16 protein-coding genes and 1 tRNA gene are annotated in these 22,448 nt (G+C 35.5%); 12 read left to right on the top strand and 5 right to left on the bottom strand.

Going from position 1 to position 22,448, the window contains the following annotated elements:
• The first annotated feature begins 167 nt into the window (after positions 1 to 167).
• The 10 genes from Q8L85_05520 to Q8L85_05565 all read left to right on the top strand — a co-directional run bounded on the left by Q8L85_05520 (position 168) and on the right by Q8L85_05565 (position 14,614).
• Positions 168 to 938, top strand: a complete 771-nt coding sequence (locus Q8L85_05520; GenBank protein MDP1724143.1) for an SDR family oxidoreductase — start codon at positions 168 to 170, stop codon at positions 936 to 938.
• A gap of 115 nt (positions 939 to 1,053) precedes the next feature.
• Positions 1,054 to 1,515, top strand: coding sequence for a hypothetical protein (locus Q8L85_05525; protein ID MDP1724144.1), 462 nt, complete (start codon positions 1,054 to 1,056; stop codon positions 1,513 to 1,515).
• A 389-nt stretch (positions 1,516 to 1,904) separates the two neighbouring features.
• Entirely contained in the window at positions 1,905 to 2,168 is a 264-nt protein-coding gene (locus tag Q8L85_05530; GenBank protein ID MDP1724145.1) for a hypothetical protein, read from the top strand.
• Positions 2,169 to 2,307: 139 nt separating this feature from the next.
• Positions 2,308 to 5,148, top strand: coding sequence for a type II toxin-antitoxin system YoeB family toxin (locus Q8L85_05535; protein MDP1724146.1), 2,841 nt, complete (start codon positions 2,308 to 2,310; stop codon positions 5,146 to 5,148).
• Between the two features lie 277 nt (positions 5,149 to 5,425).
• Complete coding sequence (locus Q8L85_05540) at positions 5,426 to 8,083, top strand: tetratricopeptide repeat protein (GenBank protein MDP1724147.1); 2,658 nt, start codon at positions 5,426 to 5,428, stop codon at positions 8,081 to 8,083.
• 261 nt (positions 8,084 to 8,344) lie between these two features.
• Positions 8,345 to 8,419 (top strand) — tRNA-Lys (locus Q8L85_05545).
• A 164-nt stretch (positions 8,420 to 8,583) separates the two neighbouring features.
• Entirely contained in the window at positions 8,584 to 9,582 is a 999-nt protein-coding gene (dusB, locus tag Q8L85_05550; GenBank protein ID MDP1724148.1) for a tRNA dihydrouridine synthase DusB, read from the top strand.
• A 129-nt stretch (positions 9,583 to 9,711) separates the two neighbouring features.
• Positions 9,712 to 10,614 (top strand): hypothetical protein, encoded by a 903-nt coding sequence (locus tag Q8L85_05555; protein ID MDP1724149.1) that lies wholly within the window; start codon positions 9,712 to 9,714, stop codon positions 10,612 to 10,614.
• A gap of 293 nt (positions 10,615 to 10,907) precedes the next feature.
• Positions 10,908 to 13,166 (top strand): PAS domain-containing sensor histidine kinase, encoded by a 2,259-nt coding sequence (locus tag Q8L85_05560; GenBank protein ID MDP1724150.1) that lies wholly within the window; start codon positions 10,908 to 10,910, stop codon positions 13,164 to 13,166.
• Positions 13,167 to 13,168: 2 nt separating this feature from the next.
• Positions 13,169 to 14,614 carry a sigma-54 dependent transcriptional regulator gene (locus Q8L85_05565; GenBank protein MDP1724151.1) on the top strand — a complete coding sequence of 482 codons (1,446 nt, stop codon included), beginning with the start codon at positions 13,169 to 13,171 and terminating at the stop codon, positions 14,612 to 14,614.
• Between the two features lie 513 nt (positions 14,615 to 15,127).
• Here Q8L85_05565 and Q8L85_05570 read toward each other — a convergent pair.
• The 4 genes from Q8L85_05570 to glmM all read right to left on the bottom strand — a co-directional run bounded on the left by Q8L85_05570 (position 15,128) and on the right by glmM (position 19,750).
• Positions 15,128 to 16,198: an ArsO family NAD(P)H-dependent flavin-containing monooxygenase gene (locus tag Q8L85_05570; GenBank protein MDP1724152.1), complete on the bottom strand. Its 1,071-nt coding sequence runs from the start codon at positions 16,196 to 16,198 to the stop codon at positions 15,128 to 15,130.
• 7 nt (positions 16,199 to 16,205) lie between these two features.
• Positions 16,206 to 17,252, bottom strand: a complete 1,047-nt coding sequence (gene arsB / locus Q8L85_05575) for an ACR3 family arsenite efflux transporter (protein MDP1724153.1) — start codon at positions 17,250 to 17,252, stop codon at positions 16,206 to 16,208.
• 120 nt (positions 17,253 to 17,372) lie between these two features.
• On the bottom strand, positions 17,373 to 17,792 hold the full coding sequence (locus tag Q8L85_05580) for an arsenate reductase ArsC (GenBank protein ID MDP1724154.1): 420 nt from the start codon (positions 17,790 to 17,792) through the stop codon (positions 17,373 to 17,375).
• 608 nt (positions 17,793 to 18,400) lie between these two features.
• On the bottom strand, positions 18,401 to 19,750 hold the full coding sequence (glmM, locus tag Q8L85_05585; protein MDP1724155.1) for a phosphoglucosamine mutase: 1,350 nt from the start codon (positions 19,748 to 19,750) through the stop codon (positions 18,401 to 18,403).
• Between the two features lie 125 nt (positions 19,751 to 19,875).
• Here glmM and motA point away from each other — a divergent pair, with 125 nt between their 5' ends.
• Positions 19,876 to 20,739, top strand: a complete 864-nt coding sequence (gene motA / locus Q8L85_05590) for a flagellar motor stator protein MotA (protein ID MDP1724156.1) — start codon at positions 19,876 to 19,878, stop codon at positions 20,737 to 20,739.
• A 12-nt stretch (positions 20,740 to 20,751) separates the two neighbouring features.
• Positions 20,752 to 21,771: a flagellar motor protein MotB gene (locus tag Q8L85_05595; protein MDP1724157.1), complete on the top strand. Its 1,020-nt coding sequence runs from the start codon at positions 20,752 to 20,754 to the stop codon at positions 21,769 to 21,771.
• A 58-nt stretch (positions 21,772 to 21,829) separates the two neighbouring features.
• Here Q8L85_05595 and Q8L85_05600 read toward each other — a convergent pair whose 3' ends face one another.
• Positions 21,830 to 22,300 (bottom strand): OsmC family protein, encoded by a 471-nt coding sequence (locus Q8L85_05600; GenBank protein MDP1724158.1) that lies wholly within the window; start codon positions 22,298 to 22,300, stop codon positions 21,830 to 21,832.
• Between the last annotated feature and the right edge of the window lie 148 nt (positions 22,301 to 22,448).

Raw genomic sequence — 22,448 nt, forward strand, 5'->3', positions numbered from 1 at the left:
GAAGTGATTATTTATTGCTTGATCTAAGGTATTCATTTTTATCATTGTACAGCTCCTTTTTTTGTATCTTGTCTGTACTATGTTTTCTTATAAAAAATCAATACCTTAGATCAAATTAAAAAAGTGTCGTGTACTATGATAATTAACAGTAAATAAAGATTTGAATCATGACCCATAAAGTTATTATAATTGCAGGCGCTACAAGCATGATTGGTAAATCCTGTGCGCATCTTTTAGCTCAAAAAGAAGGCATAAAATTAATGCTTCTGGGTCGTGATCAGAAAAAACTACAAAACATAATCCAACATTTGAACAAAACAGATCATACAGAAATTGATTATTGCGTGACTGACATGCATTCAAGCGAAGATATTAAATCCGCTATCAACAAAACATTTGAGCGCTTTCATCACATAGATGCACTCATCCAAAATGTAGCTCTATATCCTTGGAAAAAAATTGAAGACCTTACCATTGATGAATGGAAAGAAACAATTGATGTAAGTCTCACTGCCCCCTTTCTTCTCACACAAGCTTGTTTGCCTTTTATGAAAAAGCAACGATCAGGCCGCATTATTTTTATCTCTTCTATTGCCGGCGAACAAATTGGTTTACCTTATATGGCCGCTTATGCGAGCGCTAAAGCAGGATTAAATGGCTTCATGCGAACAGCAGCCCTTGAATGTGCCCCTTATAACATTACAATTAATGCCATAAGCCCTGGCAAAATATATGACTCAAAGACTTTAACGTCCGATGAACTCATCCAAAAAATAGCACCAATCCCCCTTGGACGATTCGTAAGTCCCAATGATATTGCGCATATGGCAGAATTTCTAATATCACCTAACGCCCACAACATTACAGGTCAAAACTTCATTATTGATGGTGGACAGTCCATATCAGGAGAAGACAGCCACATTCAACATCCAATATAGTTTTATTCTTGAAACATATTCAACTAAATATATTATGTAAAAATTCGTTGCCTATTTGTTATAATATGCTAATTATGTACCTTACATAAATTTAACACTCATTATTTAATAATTCATGAAGTGTTTAGTTTCTGATTACAAACAATATTCATTCTTAGGAGATATTATAAAAAAAATCCTGTTCCTTATTTCTATTCTTTGCACAACACCCCTTATGGCTACGAAACCTGAATTCAACATTCAAGGTAATGATTATCATCTTACTTTTTCAGACGTTAGCTTTACTTTAGTTAATGGTGTTGATGTAATTGATATTACAAGAATTTCTTTACCAGAATATGAAAACATCCTCATTATCAACGCAAAAAACAAACCACAACCTTCTTTACGTATCAACCCATCCATCTTACTACGCGTTGAAGATGGGAAAATGGTTGTATATCTTCCCTATACATGGGGACCTAATAATATGACCTCTGATTATAAGTTTACTATCCCTGAAGGCATTTTTGTTGAAATAAAAGAATCTTCGATTTTGTTGCATAGATACAAAGACTCAAATGACTTATTACTTTAATTAAAGCAAAAAAACCTACATTAATAACTCACAGAAACAATAGAGGCAAATTCTCAACAAATTTTCCTCTATTGTCATTAGACTTTTTATGAAACTCCCTAATGTGAGTCGAGTGATAGAAGCTCTACACAGAAGAACGGAGTGTATTCTTCATACATAAGGATCTGAGTACCAAAACGACGCATCAATCGACTACAGTAGTAGAGTTTCGAAAAAATCTATTTTTTTTAACTTACATTCTAAACTAACCAAATCAGTATATTCACTTCAATCCTACGATCTTTTTAGTTGCTATTTTCTGCCAAATCGCTTTAGAAGTATTATCAATATAAAAATACACAAAACACTTTAAACGATCCAAAATATTACTATCTGCGCGAGGAAACATCATGAAGGTAAAATTATATTTATTACTTTTTTTAATAGAGAATTTTTTAGTATATGAAGCTGCGCATAGTATAGATACAGATTTTAAAGAAATGCCTTCCGAAGAAGAAATTTCTGATTATAATCCAGATTCGACCTCAGGTGAAGAATCCTCCGATGAAGAGCTTTTTATTAATGACACCAAACAACAAAATAATATTAAGCTAAACAAACACACAAAAACTCCTCAAAAAAACCAGCATCCGTATCAGCAAGCCTCATCATAAAAAATAAATTATTATGTAAAAATATTTAATTGACAACAATATAATGAATAATTGTCAATTAAATAAATTTATTATTGACTTTCATTATTAAAATTGATAAACATTTATATTAATTAATTGTAAAAAATAGGTCCAAATAATGAATATAAAATTATGTTTAGCAATTGTTTTATTAGGAAATTTTTTAATATTTTCTACTACACATGCTATAAATTCAGATAGTGAAGAAGAACAAGAATATGCAACATCTGAATTTAAAAACGATACCTTAATAGAGCGCCAAGATAGCTTAAACAACAATGAATTACTTGCTTTAGCCGAATCTTTTGGGATTGAACACTTAAAAGAGTGGTGGGAAGATGGACTTCAAATAATAAAACTTAGCAAAAAATCAAATACAAAAATAATTAAAAAAATTCAAGAAAAACGTAAAAAAATTGAACAAAATAATAAAAAAAGATTATTAAATGCCATTATTCTAAAAGATAATGAAAATCTACTAGATTATGAAGAAGCATTAAAGGCTAACATAAAAAATGGTTGCTACAATTCAATGTTTTTCTTAGGAAAATTAATTGAAGAAAAAGGCGATGCAGAAATCAATCCTATCGAAAAGCAAAAACATTACGCAGAAGCTTTTTCTTGGTACATGCTTTCTTATTGGATAGCAGCATCAATGGCTGGAAACCAAGAAGAACTTGAAAAAAATATAAAATCTCCATATGAAAAATTAATGAATTTTATAAACAAAGAAGAATTAAAAGTAAAATATAAAAATTCTTTCATATCAATGAATAAAGATTTTTTTAAACCTCAATATTTTTCATTAGACATATTATACAAATGCATTCAAATTTTTTCAAGATTCTACATTTACGACAAAAAATTCATGTCTCTATCCATGCATTTAACACACTTTATCGAAGCCCATTTATTGGACACAATGGTACCCGTATGCAAAAAAACATACAATATGGCAAAACAAGATATTTCACGCGTATTGCACAATAAAGGTTACTATCATGAATCATCTTTTTTTTGGTGCAAGGCAATAGATACAGCAGATTTAATAATTTTAATACGACTGATTTATGCTGAATATAGAAATAAAGATGAAACAAACAAGCCCTTTAATTATGCAGATAAAGATAAAGTTTTATCAAAAATTATCTGGAAACTTGAAATAAATAGCTTGTTTTTTGAATGTCTTCGTTTTGTCAAAATTTTTTACGGTCCTAATAATAAAAAACTAACAAAACAAAATATAGAAAAATTAACAAAATCAATAAATGAAATAATAAAAAAAATTGATCAAAACAATTCATCAAATGAAGATGAAAATGAATGTGTACTAAATTTTACACATTGTGTTTATGAAAAAAAGTTGAACTTTGATTTAGAAGGAAAAGAATTTTTTTCAGATACAAACAGATACAATTTTGTTGCTGAACTTTATAGAAAAACAAGCTTAGTACCCTCACTATCAGAAGTTGCTCTATCCAACATTGCATCAATGATAAGACGTGGCGATATTTCGACAGATGACCAAGGAAACCACTTCACAGAAGATAAGCGCTATGAAATTGCTGCCAGCTTATATAAAAAATCTTTATCGTTAGAAAATTTTGCACTCTTAATTATAGATAAAAAAATAAACACTGACTGGGAAGGTAACACTCTATTAGAATCTAACCGTTACGAAATTGCCGCCGATTTATTACGCAAAATGAACAATCAAATAAGCTTGTTACACATAGCCCAGCTAATTGCAAATAATTTAATCAATACAGACTTAAACGGAAACCCTATCAATCTCGCTGAAAAAAATGATATTATTTATAATATCATCAAAAAAATAAGAAATAAAATAAACATAAATATAGCTAAGCTTAAAATGGCCAAGATGATTTCCGATGAACTCATCAACATAGATTATCAAGGAAATTTATTTGATAAAAAAGACAGATATTATAAAGCTTCAGAATTATATTTAGAAGCAAACAATTACGAATCATGCTATAATTTATCACTTTTGTATTACTATAGAAAAATTAATACTGACTTAAAAGGCAACCCAATAATAAATGAACAAAAACGTTATAAAATTATTGAATCTCTCCTTCAAAAACATCCTTTAACACCCCTCAGCAAACATTTATTAGGGATGATAAAAATTGAATCCCCTTTAAAAAAATTGAAAAAAAACAAAGAAGATGCCTTGAAACTTTTTGAAGAAGCCTACTTAGATGGACATAGAAAATCTTATGAATATTACATTATTCTTCACAATGAACTTAACCATGAATCCTGTACTAACAAAGAAGATTCTTCTGCAATAAATCCATTGCAAGAAGAGCACGATACAGATTTTCCCAACTCAGAAAACGATGACAGCGAAATAGTATCAAGTCCAGAAGAATACGATGACAGTCATTTAGTATCAAGCCCAGAAGAAAAGGAATGTTCTGATGATGGATACACTTGCACTAGCTCAAGCAATGTATCTTCAGCTTCTTATGTCCCCTCTTACATGACATATGATGATGTTTATACGCCAACAAAAACATCAGATCATGAATATGAGCTAAATGAGCTTCAACGAAGAAATCTCAAAGAATTCAAAAAAAGCCAAAAACAAAAAGAAAAAAATCGTATCTTTAAAAAGATGCTTACTGAAAACATTTCTCAACCAGAAAGAGACTTGCTCATCTCTAATACAAAAAAAAATACTGCTAATTTTAAAATTTTGTGGTCAAAGAAAGCAAAAGAGCAATTAAACAATTGCCTTCAATCAGTACGAAAAAAGATTTATACACTCATTAATGATATTCAACTAAATGGAAATAGAGGAAAGCCTGAAAAATTAATGAATACTGATTTGTTTTCTAGACGCATTAACGCAGAAGACAGGATTATTTACCGATATGTGCCTGGTTTAATGATTGAAATTCTTCAATGTATTGGTCATTATGATGGTTAATATCAGAAGCTATGACATTTCGTTCTTTATTTTGCAATACCTTGAAAATAAAAAAAATCTTGAAGGGTAAATTTGACAACAAATTTGCCTTTATCGTCATTGTTTATGATTCACATTTTGAAACAACCGAAATCACTATACTCACATCAATCCCGCGATTTTTTTAGTTGCTATTTTTTGCCAGATGACTTTAGAATTATTATCAATATAAAAATAATAAAATACACAAAACACTTTAAACGATCCAAAAATATTACTATCTACGCGAGGCAACATCATGAAGGTAAAATTATATTTATTACTTTTTTTAATAGGGAATTTTTTAGTATATGAAGCAGCACATAGTATAAATTCAGATTTCGAAGAAATGCCTTCCGAAGAAGAAATTTCTGATTATAATCCAGATTCGACCTCCGATGAAGAATTTTCTGATGAAGAACTTTTTATTGATGACAGTAAACAACAAAATAATAATAAACTAAACAAACCCACAAAAATTCCTCAAAAAAACACAACTTTCTCTCGAAACGATTTGATTGAGCACATAAAAGAAATAAATAATATTTCTATTGAAAATAATTTAACAAATAAAGAAACAGATTGGATTAAACAAACAAAAAAATTAAAATCTATTTGGGATCCAACCAAAGAAAAAACTTTTTACGGACTTTATAGTGCTCTTGATAAAATTTTCAAGAAAGACAAAAAAAAAGATTTAGAAAAGACAATCCATAAATTAAAAAGAACCTGTTATGTAATTAACAATCCCAAAAATAAAAAAAAACCAGCATCTATATCAACAGCACCTATTAGAAAAAATATTAAAAATCCTTCTTTATTTTCAACAAAGGCAAATTCTTCAGATTCATCCTACTTCAAACTAAAAATACAAGAAAATGCATCTATAAATACAACCTCTTACAAAAAATTAAACAAAAAAGACAATCCATTAACAATGTCTTTAGAACGGACACAAATCTTTTTTCCAAAAAATACGTTAAATTATAACGAAAATGATTGGGATTCACTTGCAAGAACAATAAAAAATGATTGGGATCCTGATAAAAAAAGAACTTATTTAGAATTTTATTTCGCCTTACGTACTATTATTAAACAAAATAAAGATAAAAAAACAAAAAAAACTCTTGAAAAAATAATAGAAGCATGCGAACGAATTAAACAGTCAAAAAAAATTATTCAAAACAATGAAGTCAACAACACAAATCTCCCTAACAAGAAAATATCAATCGATAATGATGATTGTTTTCATATTAAAACACCTGATTTAAATATATTTTCCAATCAATCCACCATTGAGATTGAAGAAGAATCATTTTACCCTTCTAAAAATGCAAAATTCAAAAAAGAATCATTAAAAAGAAAAAGGAATGAAATAGAAACACCAAATAAAAAAAAATGTATAGATATCGATAAAATAAAAAAATATATTTTAAAAGGAAACAATTCGTTAACTCAAAACGACAAAGCAAACGCAATCAAATATTTCAAAAAAGTTTTAATATTAATACAGGATGAAAGTTATCCTTTTTACGTTATTCAAGCCTATATTGGACTCGGCGATGCAAAATGTAATGATTTTTCTATTTTTCAAAATGATAACACACAAATAATAAACATCCCTTCTCGCAATAACAATTCATCTCATTGGTATATAAAAGCATTAGATGTTTTAAAAAATTTAAACAACGACGCTGAGAACATTACCCTTCGCGTTCAAGCTCTTATGGGGCTTGGCCTAGAAAGACATTCAAACCCAAACAATATTAAAAATTATACAAACTATGATTCGAAAATGGGCGCTATCGCCTGGCTTCTGGAAGCATTGGATCTTTTAGACATTCATTATGATGCTGCATTACGCATAAAAGTCCTTATTGCTTTAGGAGAGATACAATGCACCAATGGATTTTATATTAATAAACATACTCAATATAAAGAAACCATTAAAGATGCTGCCTGGTTTCTTGAAGCATTAGATCTTTTAGAAATCAATGACGATATTAATTTACGTATAAAATGCCTTATTGGTCTTGGGCAAATTAAATATCACAATGAAATTAATATAGAAAAATACACAAAACATAATATAGATATAGGATTTTTTGCCTGGTTTTTTGAAGCATTAGACCTTCTGGGCAATGACAACAACATAAATCATCGCATAAAAGTCTTTTTAGCCCTCAGTAATGCTAAATACGATGATCCAGGACATATTACACAATACACAGGGTATAATGGCAATATTGGAAGTATTGCATGGTGTCTTAAAGCATTAGATCTTTTAGAGAATGATATTCATAACATTCTTCATGTAAAAGTTCTTTTAGCCCTTGGAAACGCAAAATATTGTAACGCAACACATATTACACATTATACAGGCTATGACGGAAAAATTGGAAATCCTGCGTGGTATCTTAAAGCACTCGATATTTTAAATAATAAAAATAATGTTATTCTTCGAATAAAAACGCTTATTGGCCTTGGAAATGCTATTTATAAAGATAGCTATTACATTAAAAAGCACACAAGATATAATCCAAATCTTGGACAAGCCGCATGGTATCTTGAAGCATTATCGTATCTTAAAAATATCGATAATATTGAATTACATACCCAAGTCCATCTTGGACTCGGGAACACCTATAATTCAGAGGCACATAATCGACCAAAACTTGCAATCGAACATTACAAAAAAGCACTCGCCTTAAAACCAACCTATGAACAACGCCATAAAGCCTTATTTAATATTGGCAATGCTTATATCAAACTAAATGAAAAACAACAAGCAATTGACTATTTTGAACAAGCATTAAGAACAAATTCATCAACAATGCAACGAAACATTATCCTACAAAAAATTAACGCGATCAAATATGATGCACAATTTTTTAATAAAAACAGACGATATAGTTAAATGACTCGAATTGATACGTCGTTGCGCCTCACTCCTGTATATAAGGATACACTTCGCTCGTTGCTCCTTGTCTGAATTTCAAATCATTTAACTATAAAAATTGACACATTTCATGAATGATTCTGTCAATAAATTTGCCGTTATTCTTATCAATATGCTGAAAAAAATGCATTTTTATCCGCCAATCTAAAAAAAAATATAAAAAACATCAAAATAGGGATTGACCTTTATACAAAAAAGATATAACTTTCAGTTCTTGTAGGGCGCATAGCTCAGCGGTAGAGCAGCTGACTTTTAATCAGCGGGTCGAAGGTTCGATTCCTTCTGCGCTCACCATTCGTACCGCGGAATGGTGTTATACTTAAATCTGTATGATTAGTAAAATTGTCAGATTTTTAGAGTATTAAATACTCAATGTATAGAAACTACGTAAAACACTTAAACTTTTCCATTGACGTGTTTTTAAAAATAATTTTAATATAAAATACTAATAAAATTTTATGAACAATCACAATCTTCCTCCTCTTCAAATCGGCAACATCATTATTGATGACCCTGTCATTTTAGCACCTATGTCTGGTGTCACTGACCCTCCCTTCCGTAAACTTGTCAAACAATGTGGTGCAGGCCTTGTCGTATCCGAAATGATCGCAAGCCAAGCAATGATCCGCCTTAACGCGCGCACCTTAATGATGGCTTCCCATAGCCCTGAAGAATATCCTATGGCCGTCCAACTTGCAGGATGTGAGCCCATTTTCATGGCAGAAGCTGCCAAACTGAACGAAGATCGTGGCGTTTCTATTATTGACATTAATTTCGGTTGCCCTGCCAAAAAAGTTGTTAACGGCTATGCAGGCTCTGCTTTAATGCGCGACGAATTACTCGCCTCCAAAATTTTAGAAGCAACTGTGAATGCAGTCAAAGTCCCTGTCACGCTTAAAATGCGCATGGGCTGGGACCATGAAAATTTAAATGCTCCTAATCTTGCACGTATTGCCGAAGAAACAGGCATCAAGATGATTACGATTCACGGTCGCACCAGATGCCAATTTTATTCTGGAAGCGCTGATTGGGCTTTTATACGCCAAGTTAAAGACGCTGTTAAAATACCTGTGATTGTTAATGGTGATATTTGTTCATACGATGATGCCGATGAAAGTCTAAAGCTGTCCGGTGCTGATGGCATCATGATAGGTCGTGCAACCTATGGCAGACCATGGTTTTTAAACCAAATGAGCCATTATCTTAAAACAGGTATCAAATTACCTGATCCACCACTAAAACTTCAATATTCCATTCTTTTAGCACATTTAGAAGATATGCTCAGCCATTATGGCGAAGGCACTGGCCTCCGTATGGCACGTAAACATATTTCAAGCTACAGCAAAGGCCTTACAAACTCAGCTGAGTTTCGCGCAAAAATTAATGCGAGCGATGATGTGAATCTTGTAAAAGATCTTTTAAAAGCGCTTTATGAAAGTAATTTTGAAACTATATAAACCAATAAAACGCTCATATAAATACACTTGTTATTTAGTTTCATATTTGCTATCAAATCGCTAGCACACTGAAACAAACGATAAATATCGTTGAAAATGCAGAAACATTTTATTATGATAAGGTTAGATATGAGCTTTAGAAAATCAATCCAATATGTAGCAATTGCTCTCCTCGCAATTTTCATTCAAACATCTTGCACCAATCGCCAAGAAAGTTTTGCACTATCCCTTGTGGATGAAACAGGTCGTCCCCAAGAAGTACTTTTAAATCTTCTTAATGTCATGAAAATTGAACATTTAGGAAACTTAAACTCTATAGTTGAAGAAACGCAAAAAGCCTGGCTTCGGAAACCTGGTCAAGAACGTTGGGACATTGATCCAAACCAATTTAAGGCACTCGAAGAATCTGCACGTCCATTTTTAGAACAACTTAAAATACAAGTTGAAATAAAGCCAAAAAACCACGATTGTAAAGGCATACTTCTTTTGGGTGCAACAAGCAAAACCCAAAAAAAACGATATGATTTTATGAATGCGTTGGATATTAATGCTTCCAAATATTATTATCTCGTCGGAGAAAGAGATTTAGACCCCTCTGTTGAGTCACCCGAAAACTTAAAAAAAATTTTTGGTGAAATAGATATAGCGGATTTACGCACTGAAACAAATGTAATACAAAAAATTATCAACGTTTTTCCAAATTCAAAAGAAAACATCGTTGCTTCTGCACCTAAAAAACTCAATGCATCTGGACAATTCGTAAGGCCCACAACAATTGATACACTCAATGCCTGGCTCGAAAAAAACCCAGAACCTGGTAAATATCTGGTGGTCTCATCAGCACCTCATATAAGATACCAAAATGCTGTCTGCCAAAGGTTTTTAGCAGAAAAAAACCTTGAAGATAAATTTACATTCGAAACAATAGGCTATGGAAGCAAAACCTATAATTTACCATTATTCTTAGACGCACTCGCACGTGAATTATATGAAACGCGTTTGAGACTGCAAAAAAAAGGTATTCTTTCGTAATATTCCAACCTCAATTTGGGGAGACAACTCCCCAAACATTCGACGCATTTATGAATTATTCTTATTTATATTTTTTGATGTACTTTCCCTAAAGTTGCAATTAAGATACAACCTGTGACATCGTTAATTTAGTACAATAGCACATCCAAGCCCCCTCACTTCTAACTGTGCAGATTATGAGGCAAAGTCTAGAAAGACTGAGAACTGGAACGGAATGTACTATAGTACATGAGTACCGGAAGCGGAAGACTGACGACGAATTTGCCCATAAGGTGGGCAGTTAATTGGAAAACATGAAAAAAAAAATCAAATCCCTCTTTCTTGTTTTTAAGGAATGGGCAAAAAAAAAGAATCTCGAAAAAAAAACGGCTGTTTTTCTAGCAATTACCGTGCTGATTTCATGTGTCACGACCTATGCTGTTATTTCAAGCAATCCCCCTTTAGGACCAGACCCCAAAACAGTTATTATTCTGCTCAATATTAATCTTGTTTTATTATTATTTTTTGGCATTGTCGTTACGCGTCAAATTGTATCCGTTTGGCACAAACGTAAAGAAGGAGCTGCTGGTTCAGGACTCCACGTAAAGCTTGCTCTAGCTTTTAGTCTGGCCGCCATCATCCCTACAATCATTGTTCTAAGTTTTTCAGTTGTGTTCTTTCATTTAGGGATTGAAAATTGGTTTAACTCTAGGGTTTCAACAGCTGTTAATGAATCTAAAAAAGTCGCCGAATATTACCTAAAGGAACATAAAAAATCGATCGAAAGTGAAGTTAGGGCGATGGCTGATGATTACAACCAAATCAAACATCATTTTCTTGAAGATCCTGAAATTCTTACTCAATTTATTGAAAAACAAGCCATTTATCGTGAGTTAACAGAAGCCATTCTCTATGATCACCATCAACGCATTATCGCAAGCTATCATTCAAGTTGGTCACTCGTCGATTTTCCTCTATTACCCGATCAAGCGCTTAAGGAAGCACGAAAAACAGGTATTTCCATTTTTACAAATGAAACGAACGAAACTGAAGATCGTATGCGTGCCCTTTTACGCATAGTTGATACCCCTTTTATTGAACGTTTTTTATACATTGCGCGTAACGTTAATCCTTTAGTCCATGAAAATGTTAATTTAACGCTTGAAGCAGCCTCGGCCTATGAAGCATTACACGGGCAAAGCGGCGATGTTGAAATTTTGTTCGTCCTTGTCTTCATCGTGGTTGCTTTATTGTTTCTTTTAGCCTCGATTTGGAGCGGCCTTCGTTTTGCGACACAGCTTGTAACGCCTATCACCAATCTGATTGGTGCTGCTGAACGCGTCAGTGCCGGTGATTTTTCCGTTCGCGTCACACGGGATGATAAAGATGATGCTTTAGGTATTTTAAGCAAAACATTTAATAAAATGACGGATCAACTTGTCGAACAACGTCAAGAATTAATGATCATCAATCAAAAACTTGAACAACGTCAACGATTTTCAGAAGCCGTCCTTCAAGGGGTATCGGCGGGCGTTATAGGTCTTGATAAAGAAGGCCGCATTTTATTACCTAATAAACGTGCAAGCGATTTATTATCTGTCGATCTTACGATTAAAATAAATGAAAAACTGGAAATTCTTGTTCCTGAACTTGCTGGTTTTTTGAATCAAGCCATAAAATCAGACGATCAAACGTCAAAACAACATATTAAAATTATGCGCAAGGGTCGTATCCGCACTTTAAGCGTTACCCTTGTTGCTGAAGGCATAGAAAATCCCGGCCATGATTATGTGATCACTTTTGATGACATTACAGAATTATTATCAGCCCAAAGGCAAGCAGCTTGGGCAGATGCTGCACGACGCGTTGCACATGAAATCAAAAACCCTTTAACGCCTATTCAACTGGCTGCAGAACGCTTGCAACGCAAATATATGAAAGAGATCGTAACGGATCCCGATGTATTTAAATTATGTACAGATACCATTATTCGTCAAGTTGATGATATTGGTAAATTGGTTGATGAGTTTTCATCTTTCGCACGTATGCCTGCCCCAAGCATCAAAGATATAGAGCTCAAATCATTAGCGCAGGAAATTCTTTTCTTGCATAAAAATGCAAACCCTGATATCCATTTCGCTTTAGAGGTCTTTCAAACAAATTACACGTTAAAAGCTGACCCGCGCCAAGTAAGACAAGTGATTCAAAACCTTATTAAGAATGCTGTTCAAGCATTAAAAAGTGTAAAAGATAAATTTGTTGGGCTGTCATCTTCAAATAATCGTGCTATGGTGAGATTAACATTACGCGAAAGCGACAATGATACTTACCTAGATGTTGAAGATAACGGACCTGGTTTTCCAATACAGGGCCGCGAGGAACTTATCGAGCCTTACGTTACTTTCCATCCAGAGGGTAGTGGATTAGGGCTTGCTATTATTCGAAAGATTATGGAAGATCATAATGGAGAACTTATTTTAGGGGACTCCGATTTGGGTGGGGCTCGTGTGACCATTAGGTTTCAAAAAACGCCTGCTATTATTGAAGACAACAGAGAAGAAAAGGTTTCTTAAAAATGCCACATGATATTTTGATTGTTGATGATGAACAAGATATTCGTCTGCAAATTGCCGGAATACTCTCTGATGATGGATATGATACGAGAGATGCTGAAAACGCCGAAAAAGCAATAGCGTCAATACAACAACGTTGCCCGAGTCTTGTTATTTTAGACATCTGGCTTCAAGGCAGCAGAATGGATGGACTTGAACTTCTTAAAGTCATCCAAAAAGATCATCCAGGTCTTCCCGTTATTATGATTTCAGGTCATGGCACCATCGAAATGGCTGTAAATGCTATAAGATTGGGCGCTTATGATTTCATTGAAAAACCTTTTAAAGCCGATCGTCTTCTTGTCCTTATTAGACGCGCTATTGAAACAGCCCAATTAAGACGTGAAAATCTTGACTTAAGATCACGCTTTGGATTCGCTGAAAAATTAATTGGCACATCCTCGACTGTAAACCATGTGAATCAAGCGATTGAAAAAGCGGCACGCTCTAATAGCCGTGTCATGATCACTGGCGAACCAGGCACTGGTAAAGAACTCGCTGCACGTCAACTTCATGCAGCATCAACACGTTCCAACAATCCTTTCGTCGTGCTAAATTGCGCGACCATGAAACCTGATTATTTAGAAGAAGAACTTTTCGGTGTTGAAGGCCCCCGTATTGGTAAAAATCATACACGCAAAATCGGCCTTTTTGAACAGGCCCACAATGGCACCCTTTTCCTTGATGAAGTCGCTGACATGCCTTTAGAAACCCAAGGTAAAATTGTTCGCGCCCTTCACGAACAAACATTTAAACGTTTAGGCGGCACAACTTCAGTTGAAGTTGATGTACGCGTTGTAACCGCAACCTCACGTGATTTAGCAACAGAAATTGCGCATGGTAGATTCAGACAAGATTTATTCTATCGTTTAAATGTTGTATCGATCCTAATGCCTTCTTTACGTGAACATCGTGAAGACATTCCTCAACTTATTGAATATTTCTTAGATAAATGTTCGAAAAGCGCTGGCGTGCCACAACGAATTTTACGTGATGATGCGCTTATTGCACTTCAAACATATGATTGGCCAGGCAATGTGCGTCAATTACGTAATGTCATTGAAGGTCTATTGATTATGGCCCCTGGCACTGCCAAGGATCCTATCACTTCTGAAATGTTACCACCCGAAATTACAGGCAATTCACCTGGTGTTCTTAAATGGGAACGTGGCCATGAATTGATGACCCTGCCCTTACGTGAAGCACGTGAAATCTTTGAACGCGATTATTTGCTTGCGCAAATTCATCGATTTAGCGGCAATGTATCGCGCACAGCGACTTTTATTGGGATGGAGCGCTCTGCCCTTCACCGCAAATTAAAAGCATTAGATGTACAAAACATAGATCGACCAGGATCACGCAATATAGATGCAAAGATTATTAATATCCCGACGTTAAAAGCGTCGTGAGATAAAATATATACCCAAATAATCTGAAACTACCGTTTTTAGCCGATGACCTTATGGTCGCTTTTTGAACCAAAAATTTCTAAGGTAAAACAATTATCTGTCGAAATTTTCGGCATCAAAAATCACCTCAAATCTCATACCTAAAAATCGGCATTTCCAAATCATTTGGGTATAGTCAATCAATCTACGGGACAAAAACAATTTTTTACCAAAAGCCCTCAAAAGAAGTTTTTTTTACCTCTCCCCTTGTGGGAGCGGGTGAGGGGTATTTTACAATTTTGGAGAGATGAGTATTTGTTTGGCAATGCTTAGATTATGGCATGATGACGTTGCTTTTTGTAAACGCTTTAGATACCCCTCACCCGTCGCTGCGCGCCGACCTCTCCCACAAGGGAAGAGGTAAAACCGAAGCAATTTCATTTTTTGTCCCATAGATTGATTCTTCATACATAAGGATCTGAAGACCAAAGCGACACATCAATCGACCCCAATAGTAGTTTCGAAAGAAGTCTATTATAAATTATTCTCAACAAGCCACGCACTTAGTCTAGACGACATCTCACGGGCAGTACGTGAAGCACCAATTATAGTGGCAGAAGCCGCACCCACCCAATCGCCATAACCGATCAGCCAAAGACGTGGCTCCTTAATAGATTGGTATTGCTTTAGATCAACTTTACCTTCCACACCCACTACACCCAAAGATTCAAGGTGAGAAAGCGCAGGTCTAAACCCTGTGCACCAGAGTATTGCGTGAGCCACTTCTTCAGAACTATTTGGCCAGATTACACCAGTTTTTATGAACGCCATAAATGGACGTACACTGGTTAATACTCCACGATCACGCGCATTTTTAACCGACTGAGTCATAACGATATCACCAATACCGCCAATTGGTTGCTTGTCGTCCACCTTACCTTTTACCCTTGCTGTCGCACGTTCAAATAGTACACGCCCATCTACATCATCAGGTAAGAAGACAGGATCTTGCAATGTAACCCATGTTGTGTCAGCAACTTTAGAAAGCTCAGCTAGAATCTGAGCACCGGAATTACCACCACCTACCACAATCACACGCTTACCTTTATATGAATCAGGAGATCGATAATGCGCAGAATGCGTTTGCTCCCCCTTATACGACTCCTGACCTTTATAGATAGGCGTGTATGGCTGTCTCCACGTTCCAGTTGCACTAACAACCGAACGCGTAATCCAACTTCGACCATCTTCACTTATGACTATAAGACGGTTATTTTCTGATTTGATCTGATTAATTTTTACAGGACGCACTATCTCAAATTCATAGCGCTGCTCATAACGCGTAAAATAGTTAATGACGTCTTCTCTACCTGGAAAAATCTCCGAATTCTCCTGCGGTATTTGCAACCCAGGCAAAGAACTATAACTGGCCGGAGAAAACAAGCGAAGCGAGTCCCATGTATGCAGCCATGCACCACCAGGCTTTTTTTCTGCATCAAGGATAAGAAAATTTAAACCAATTCTCTTCATATAATAAGCAGTCGCAAGCCCTGCCTGCCCGCCGCCGATAATAATAACATCATAGTCAGTTTTACTTTTCGTCATGTGCATGTCATTCTTTTTTGTAACATTTGCTGCGCAACCAAAGTGCGACTTTAACTAGCAAAATCAGTACCGGCACCTCTACCAAAGGACCAATAACCGTGGCAAAAGACACTGGAGATGCAAGACCGAAAGTAGCAATAGCCACCGCAATGGCCAACTCAAAATTATTACTAGCTGCTGTAAAAGCAGTGGCAGTGGTGTGTGCATAATCAGCACCGATCAGCTTACCCATAATAAAACTGATAAAAAACATTACCACGAAATAAATCGTCAGTGGAATAGCAATAAGCAATGCATCCTGTGGTAACTCCATAATCACATTTCCTTTAAGAATAAACATGCAAATAATGGTAAAAAGAAGAGCAATCAACGTGATAGGCGCGATTTTTGGTAGAAAAATGTTATCAAACCACTGCGCTCCTTTACGTGGACGCAATATCTTGCGCGTCAGATAACCAGCAAAAAATGGGATTCCCAGATAAATTAAGACTGATTCGGCAATTGTCCAGTAGCTAATATCCAATACTTGAGATGAAAGGCCTATAACTGAGGGCAAGAAATTAAGAAAAAACCAGGCATATACCGAAAAAAACAGAAGCTGAAACACACTGTTGAATGCAACCAATCCCGCCACATATTGGTTACAACCTCCGGCAAGCTGATTCCACACAATCACCATCGCAATGCAACGTGCAAGACCAATGAGGATGACACCTGTCATATATTCAGGATAGTTATGCAGGAAAATAACGGCCAGCACGAACATTAGAAGCGGGCCTATTATCCAATTTTGCACAATAGAGATAATCAGAATTTTACGATCTTGAAACACCTGTCCCAGCTCTTCATATTTGACACGTGCCAACGGTGGATACATCATTAAGATTAGTCCTATAGCAATAGGAACGTTGGTCGCGCCAACAGTCATGTTATTGAGAAACTTTTGAAGGTTCTCAGAAGCCAAACCTAATCCTGCACCCAAGGCCATGGCGCAGAAAATCCATAACGTCAGGTAACGATCAAGAAAAGAAAGTTTCTTGGAAAGCTGCTCCATAAAAAGTCCTTTTTTGTTAAATATTGATGCATCGTCAAACCTTCCTCATGTAGGAAGAGACTACACATCGCGCATCATTCCTTGTCTGAATTTAAAGTTATTTCACTATATCTAAAAAGTTTAATCATAGTTCAGTAATTTTTTTTCTATTCGAATTTTAAGCATATCAAACACCTTATCAAATACAGCGTTCATATTTTCCTCGCTGCTTATAGCGTCGGCTGGATCTGGTATACTCCAGTGTAGTTTTTTGTGCTTACCGAGAAATACAGGACAGCTTTCGGAAGCTGCCGCATCACAAACAGTGATGAGCAGGTCAAAATCTTGTCCTGTAAATTCATTCAAAGATTTACTTCGAGGTTCCCCCACATTAATACCATGACGCTTAAGGGTTTCTATAGCTTTGGGATGCACACAACCCGTTGGTTTGCTACCTGCGCTTACTGCCTTGAAATGTTTACCGCCTAAATGATTAATAATCGCTTCAGCCATAATTGAACGGCAGGAATTGCCAGTACAAAGAACAAGAATATTTTTCATCAACAATCACCGCTCATGAGTTAGGTAAATACCTACCTTTTCTAGTCGTTTATCCCCAAAATTACCAACGTTATATTTGCTGCTCATCTTTCCCTCATTCTTAATTATTTTTTATAGAAGAATATAAATTTCTTTTATCGATATTTATTTGAGGACGAGTGTACCACAACACTCTAAAAGATGTGTCTACAGATTAGCCCACAAGGGGAGAGGTGAAACCGAAGCAATTTCATTTTTTGTCGCGTAGATTGATTCTTCATACATAAGGATCTGAGTACCGAAAGGACGCATCAATCGGCCACAGTAGTAAAGTTTCAAAAGAAGTCTATTAAAGTGAAGCTTCATACCTAGATCAAGGACCCAACTAAAATACATGATCAAAGACCATGGCTTTATTTTTTCCAAACATGTCATGATCTACGATCGTGATTGTTAATTAGACCTTGAATCCGTGCTCGAAACTTCTCTTCTCGCTTGTTCAGGGAAACGGCTAGTGTTTGGTAAGTTTCTAACCAACATAAATTTTTATCCAGTAGATTATTCTTCATATATAAGGATCAAGTACCGAAGCCATCAATCATCCACAATAGTAGAGTCTCTAAAAACCACTAAGCTACGCGTTGCGCTTGCTCAATGGAGGCTGCAATATTTTCAGCAACATCTTTAATGAGATTCTCATCTTCTCCTTCAGTCATAATTCTAATCACAGGCTCGGTACCTGATGGTCTAATCACAAGGCGGCCTTTTGGCAAAATGCGTGCTTCATTTTCACGTATTACATCTTGTACTTTTTGATTTTGAAGCGGATTACCACTAGAAAAATGAACATTACGTTTATATTGTGGCACAGGCTCAAATACGTGACACACTTCACTTATCGGTTTGTTTTGCTCAATTAATACTGCTAATGTTTGAAGAGCTGCGATTAAACCATCACCTGTTGTTGTATAATCCGTTAGAATAATATGGCCCGATTGCTCGCCACCCACATTATATTTCCCTTCAACCATTTTCTCCATGACATAACGATCACCAACTTTGGCACGCACCAAATCAAGTTTCATGGCATTTAAATAACGCTCCATGCCTAAATTAGACATGATGGTACCGACAACACCATTGCCCTTTAATCTGTTGGTTTCATAGAAAAATTTTGCAATCAGGGCCATGATTTGATCGCCATCAACCAATCGACCTTTTTCATCAACCATCATAATGCGATCAGCATCACCATCAAGCGCTATCCCTAAATCTGCTTTATGCTCAAGCACAGCTTTCGACAAGACTTCTGGATGCATAGCACCACATTGATGATTAATATTGATACCGTCAGGATTTACACTAATCGGAATAACTTGTGCACCCAATTCCCATAATACGGTTGGTGCTACTTTGTAGGCTGCACCATTGGCACAATCAAGAACAATTTTCAACCCTTTGAGACGCATTTTTTTTGGAAAAGTATTTTTGGCAAACTCAATGTAGCGCCCCCTGGCATCTTCCAAGCGCGTTACATTTCCTAAGTTTTCTGGCCTTGCACGATTCCATTCTGGATTTTCAATCAATGCTTCAATTTTATGTTCTAAATCATCACTTAATTTATAACCGTCACTACCAAAAATTTTAATACCATTATCTTCAAAAGGATTATGTGAAGCCGAAATCATCACGCCTAAATCTGCACGTAAAGAACGTGTAAGCATTGCAACTGCAGGTGTGGGCATTGGTCCTACAAGATAAACATCAAAACCTAGACTCACAAAGCCTGCTGTAAGTGCCGGCTCTAGCATGTAGCCTGAAAGACGCGTATCTTTACCAATCACAACTGCTTGACGATAGCTTTTTGGGCCAATCACTTGCGCTGTTGCCATTGCAACCTTCATTGCAATTTCAGGCAACATAGGAAAATCATTCGTTTTACCCCGAATACCGTCAGTTCCAAAATATTTTCGTGTCATTATATACCTTCTTTAATACATCGCTCATATATATTTGCACAAAGCGTCACAACTATCTAGCTTGATCAAATCATAAATTTTAGCGACAATGTAAAATACAATAATAAACTTAAGGTAGGAATCAAATGCTTTTTTTTATAGGGGCAGCCGTTGTTGTTTTTTGCGTCTTCGGTAGCTACATGGCCGCTGGTGGACACATGGCTATTTTGTTCCAACCTTTTGAATTTCTTATTATTTGTGGCGCTGCCGTCGGTGCTTTTATTATCGGCAATCCAAAAGCTGTTATTGGCGCGACACTAAAATCCTTAAAAAAACTTGTTAAAGGATCTGCTTACAATAAATCATCCTACCTTGAGTTACTCAGTTTACTTTATGCCGTTTGCAAACTTGTCAAATCCAAAGGTGTGTTAGCTATTGAAGCACATGTTGAAAAACCTGATGATAGTACATTATTCCAACAATTCCCTACTTTTCACCATGATCATCATATGGTTGCTTTTTTATGCGATTATTTAAGACTTTGGACTTTAGGCACAGATAACCCACACGAAGTAGAAGCTCTTATGGATGAAGAAATTGAAACGCATCACCACGAACAACTTGCTGTTTCAGATGCCGTTCAATCAATGGCTGATGCTATGCCCGCTTTAGGTATTGTTGCCGCCGTCTTGGGTGTTATTCATACAATGGGATCAATTTCCGAGCCACCAGAAGTTTTAGGACATTTAATTGGTGCTGCGCTCGTTGGAACTTTCGCAGGGATTTTAATTTCATATGGTTTTATTGCACCCATGGCAAGTTCGCTCAAGGCAACTTTTAACGCTGAATCAAAATATTTGTTTTGTATAAAAGCAGGTCTTTTAGCTCATATGAATGGCTGTGCACCCGCAGTCACAATCGAATTTGCACGCAAAACACTTACCTCTGATGTTAGGCCAACTTTCTACGAAGTAGAAGAAGCCGTTGCACAACTTCCTGCACCAGCATAAAAAGCATTGATCATGTCCAACGATAATAAACCCATCATCATCAAAAAAGTTAAAAAAGGCGGACATGGACACCATGGCGGCGCTTGGAAAGTCGCTTATGCTGATTTTGTGACTGCAATGATGGCATTTTTTTTGTTACTTTGGCTTTTGAATGCTACAACAGAAGAACAAAAACGAGGGATTGCCAATTACTTTGACCCCGTTTCGGCATCAAAAAGTTCTCAAAGCGGCAGTGGTGGCATGCTTGGAGGGGCCAGCATTACGTCACCAACTGGCTCTATGAGTTCTCAAATGTCTCAAATGAATGTTACTGCCATTGATGGACTTAGACCTAATTCTGAAGGTGAAGAGGCCCAAGGAGAAAGTAAAACAAACATTAAAGAAAATGTTAAAGTTAGCGATAAAGCCCCTGATAAAAAAATAGAGGCAACTGAAGACGCTATCGAAAAAGCACATGAAAAAATTGAAGAAGAACGTTTTAAAAAAGCCGAAACAGAACTTCGTCAAGCGATTCAGGATTCCCCCGATTTGAAAGAATTGTCCGACAATCTTCTTATTGAACAAACCCCCGAAGGGATGCGCATCCAAATCATTGATAAAACTAAAAAAGAGATGTTTCCATTGGGTAGCGCTGAAATGTTCGATTATACTCAAAAATTATTAGAACAAGTTGGCATAGTTATGATGAAACTTCCCAATCAAATTGAAATAACAGGACATACTGACGCAAAACCTTATAAAAACAAAAATAATTCAAACTGGGAACTTTCTTCAAAACGTGCTAATGCCAGCCGTCGTGTTCTTGATAATGCTGGTATTGAAGCAAAACGTATCGAAGTTGTTTCTGGAAAAGCTGACAAAGATTTGCTCGTACCCGACGAACCTGAATCACCCATGAATAGACGCATTTCGCTAACACTTTTAAAAGATTCTATTGTTAAACAGAAAAAAACATCGAGTACCGCCGTAAAACATACTGAAATACCACCAAAAAATGAAAAAAGTAATGCTAAGATGATGATTCCATTTTAGGACGTGGTAGATTGAAAATTTATACGCATAAAAGAAGTAATTATATACACTCAGTAATTTAAATCAACTCAATTATTGGATTTATTAACACAGGAAAATTAACTGAATTAGCAATAAAACAATATTCATGCGCCTTATGATGTAAATCAATTGCCATTGTCTTTTTTTCTTGTTCAGATATTACGATTTTCGGATTAAGTGTTACTTCAATGAATTTTCCAGAACCGTTTTTTTCAAGTTTCATAACACCCACAGGATTATCTTTATATGAGTGTATAATAATTGAATTATCAGCACAAAGATGCAAATACCAAAGCATATGGCAATTGGCGATTGACGCCAATAATAACTCCTCTGGATTCCATTTAGCAGAATCACCCCTAAATAATGGATCAGATGAACACAATATATGAGGTTTACCTAAAACCTGAACAATATGTGAACGTTCATAGGTTGTATATCCTGACGTGCCAGTACCGTTATTTCCAGTCCAACACAAAGAAATTTCATAATGATGTTGTTTACTCATAGATTCTCCATATAACTCAAATTATTTAAAGGTAAGATTAACTGGATGAGCATAGTCAATAGACTTGAGAAGTAGACAAGGAACAACGAACGAAGTGTATCCTTATATACATAAGTGAGGCGTGACGATGTATCCTTCCTATGTCTAT

Source organism: Alphaproteobacteria bacterium, from assembly GCA_030680745.1.
Taxonomy (GTDB): Bacteria; Pseudomonadota; Alphaproteobacteria; order JAUXUR01; family JAUXUR01; genus JAUXUR01.

Coding starts and splice junctions, on each gene's coding strand:
- Q8L85_05520 (MDP1724143.1), top strand. CDS start 168: ATGACCCATAAAGTTATTATAATTGCAGGCGCTACAAGCATGATTGGT.
- Q8L85_05525 (MDP1724144.1), top strand. CDS start 1,054: ATGAAGTGTTTAGTTTCTGATTACAAACAATATTCATTCTTAGGAGAT.
- Q8L85_05530 (MDP1724145.1), top strand. CDS start 1,905: ATGAAGGTAAAATTATATTTATTACTTTTTTTAATAGAGAATTTTTTA.
- Q8L85_05535 (MDP1724146.1), top strand. CDS start 2,308: ATGAATATAAAATTATGTTTAGCAATTGTTTTATTAGGAAATTTTTTA.
- Q8L85_05540 (MDP1724147.1), top strand. CDS start 5,426: ATGAAGGTAAAATTATATTTATTACTTTTTTTAATAGGGAATTTTTTA.
- dusB (MDP1724148.1), top strand. CDS start 8,584: ATGAACAATCACAATCTTCCTCCTCTTCAAATCGGCAACATCATTATT.
- Q8L85_05555 (MDP1724149.1), top strand. CDS start 9,712: ATGAGCTTTAGAAAATCAATCCAATATGTAGCAATTGCTCTCCTCGCA.
- Q8L85_05560 (MDP1724150.1), top strand. CDS start 10,908: ATGAAAAAAAAAATCAAATCCCTCTTTCTTGTTTTTAAGGAATGGGCA.
- Q8L85_05565 (MDP1724151.1), top strand. CDS start 13,169: ATGCCACATGATATTTTGATTGTTGATGATGAACAAGATATTCGTCTG.
- Q8L85_05570 (MDP1724152.1), bottom strand. CDS start 16,198: ATGACGAAAAGTAAAACTGACTATGATGTTATTATTATCGGCGGCGGG.
- arsB (MDP1724153.1), bottom strand. CDS start 17,252: ATGGAGCAGCTTTCCAAGAAACTTTCTTTTCTTGATCGTTACCTGACG.
- Q8L85_05580 (MDP1724154.1), bottom strand. CDS start 17,792: ATGAAAAATATTCTTGTTCTTTGTACTGGCAATTCCTGCCGTTCAATT.
- glmM (MDP1724155.1), bottom strand. CDS start 19,750: ATGACACGAAAATATTTTGGAACTGACGGTATTCGGGGTAAAACGAAT.
- motA (MDP1724156.1), top strand. CDS start 19,876: ATGCTTTTTTTTATAGGGGCAGCCGTTGTTGTTTTTTGCGTCTTCGGT.
- Q8L85_05595 (MDP1724157.1), top strand. CDS start 20,752: ATGTCCAACGATAATAAACCCATCATCATCAAAAAAGTTAAAAAAGGC.
- Q8L85_05600 (MDP1724158.1), bottom strand. CDS start 22,300: ATGAGTAAACAACATCATTATGAAATTTCTTTGTGTTGGACTGGAAAT.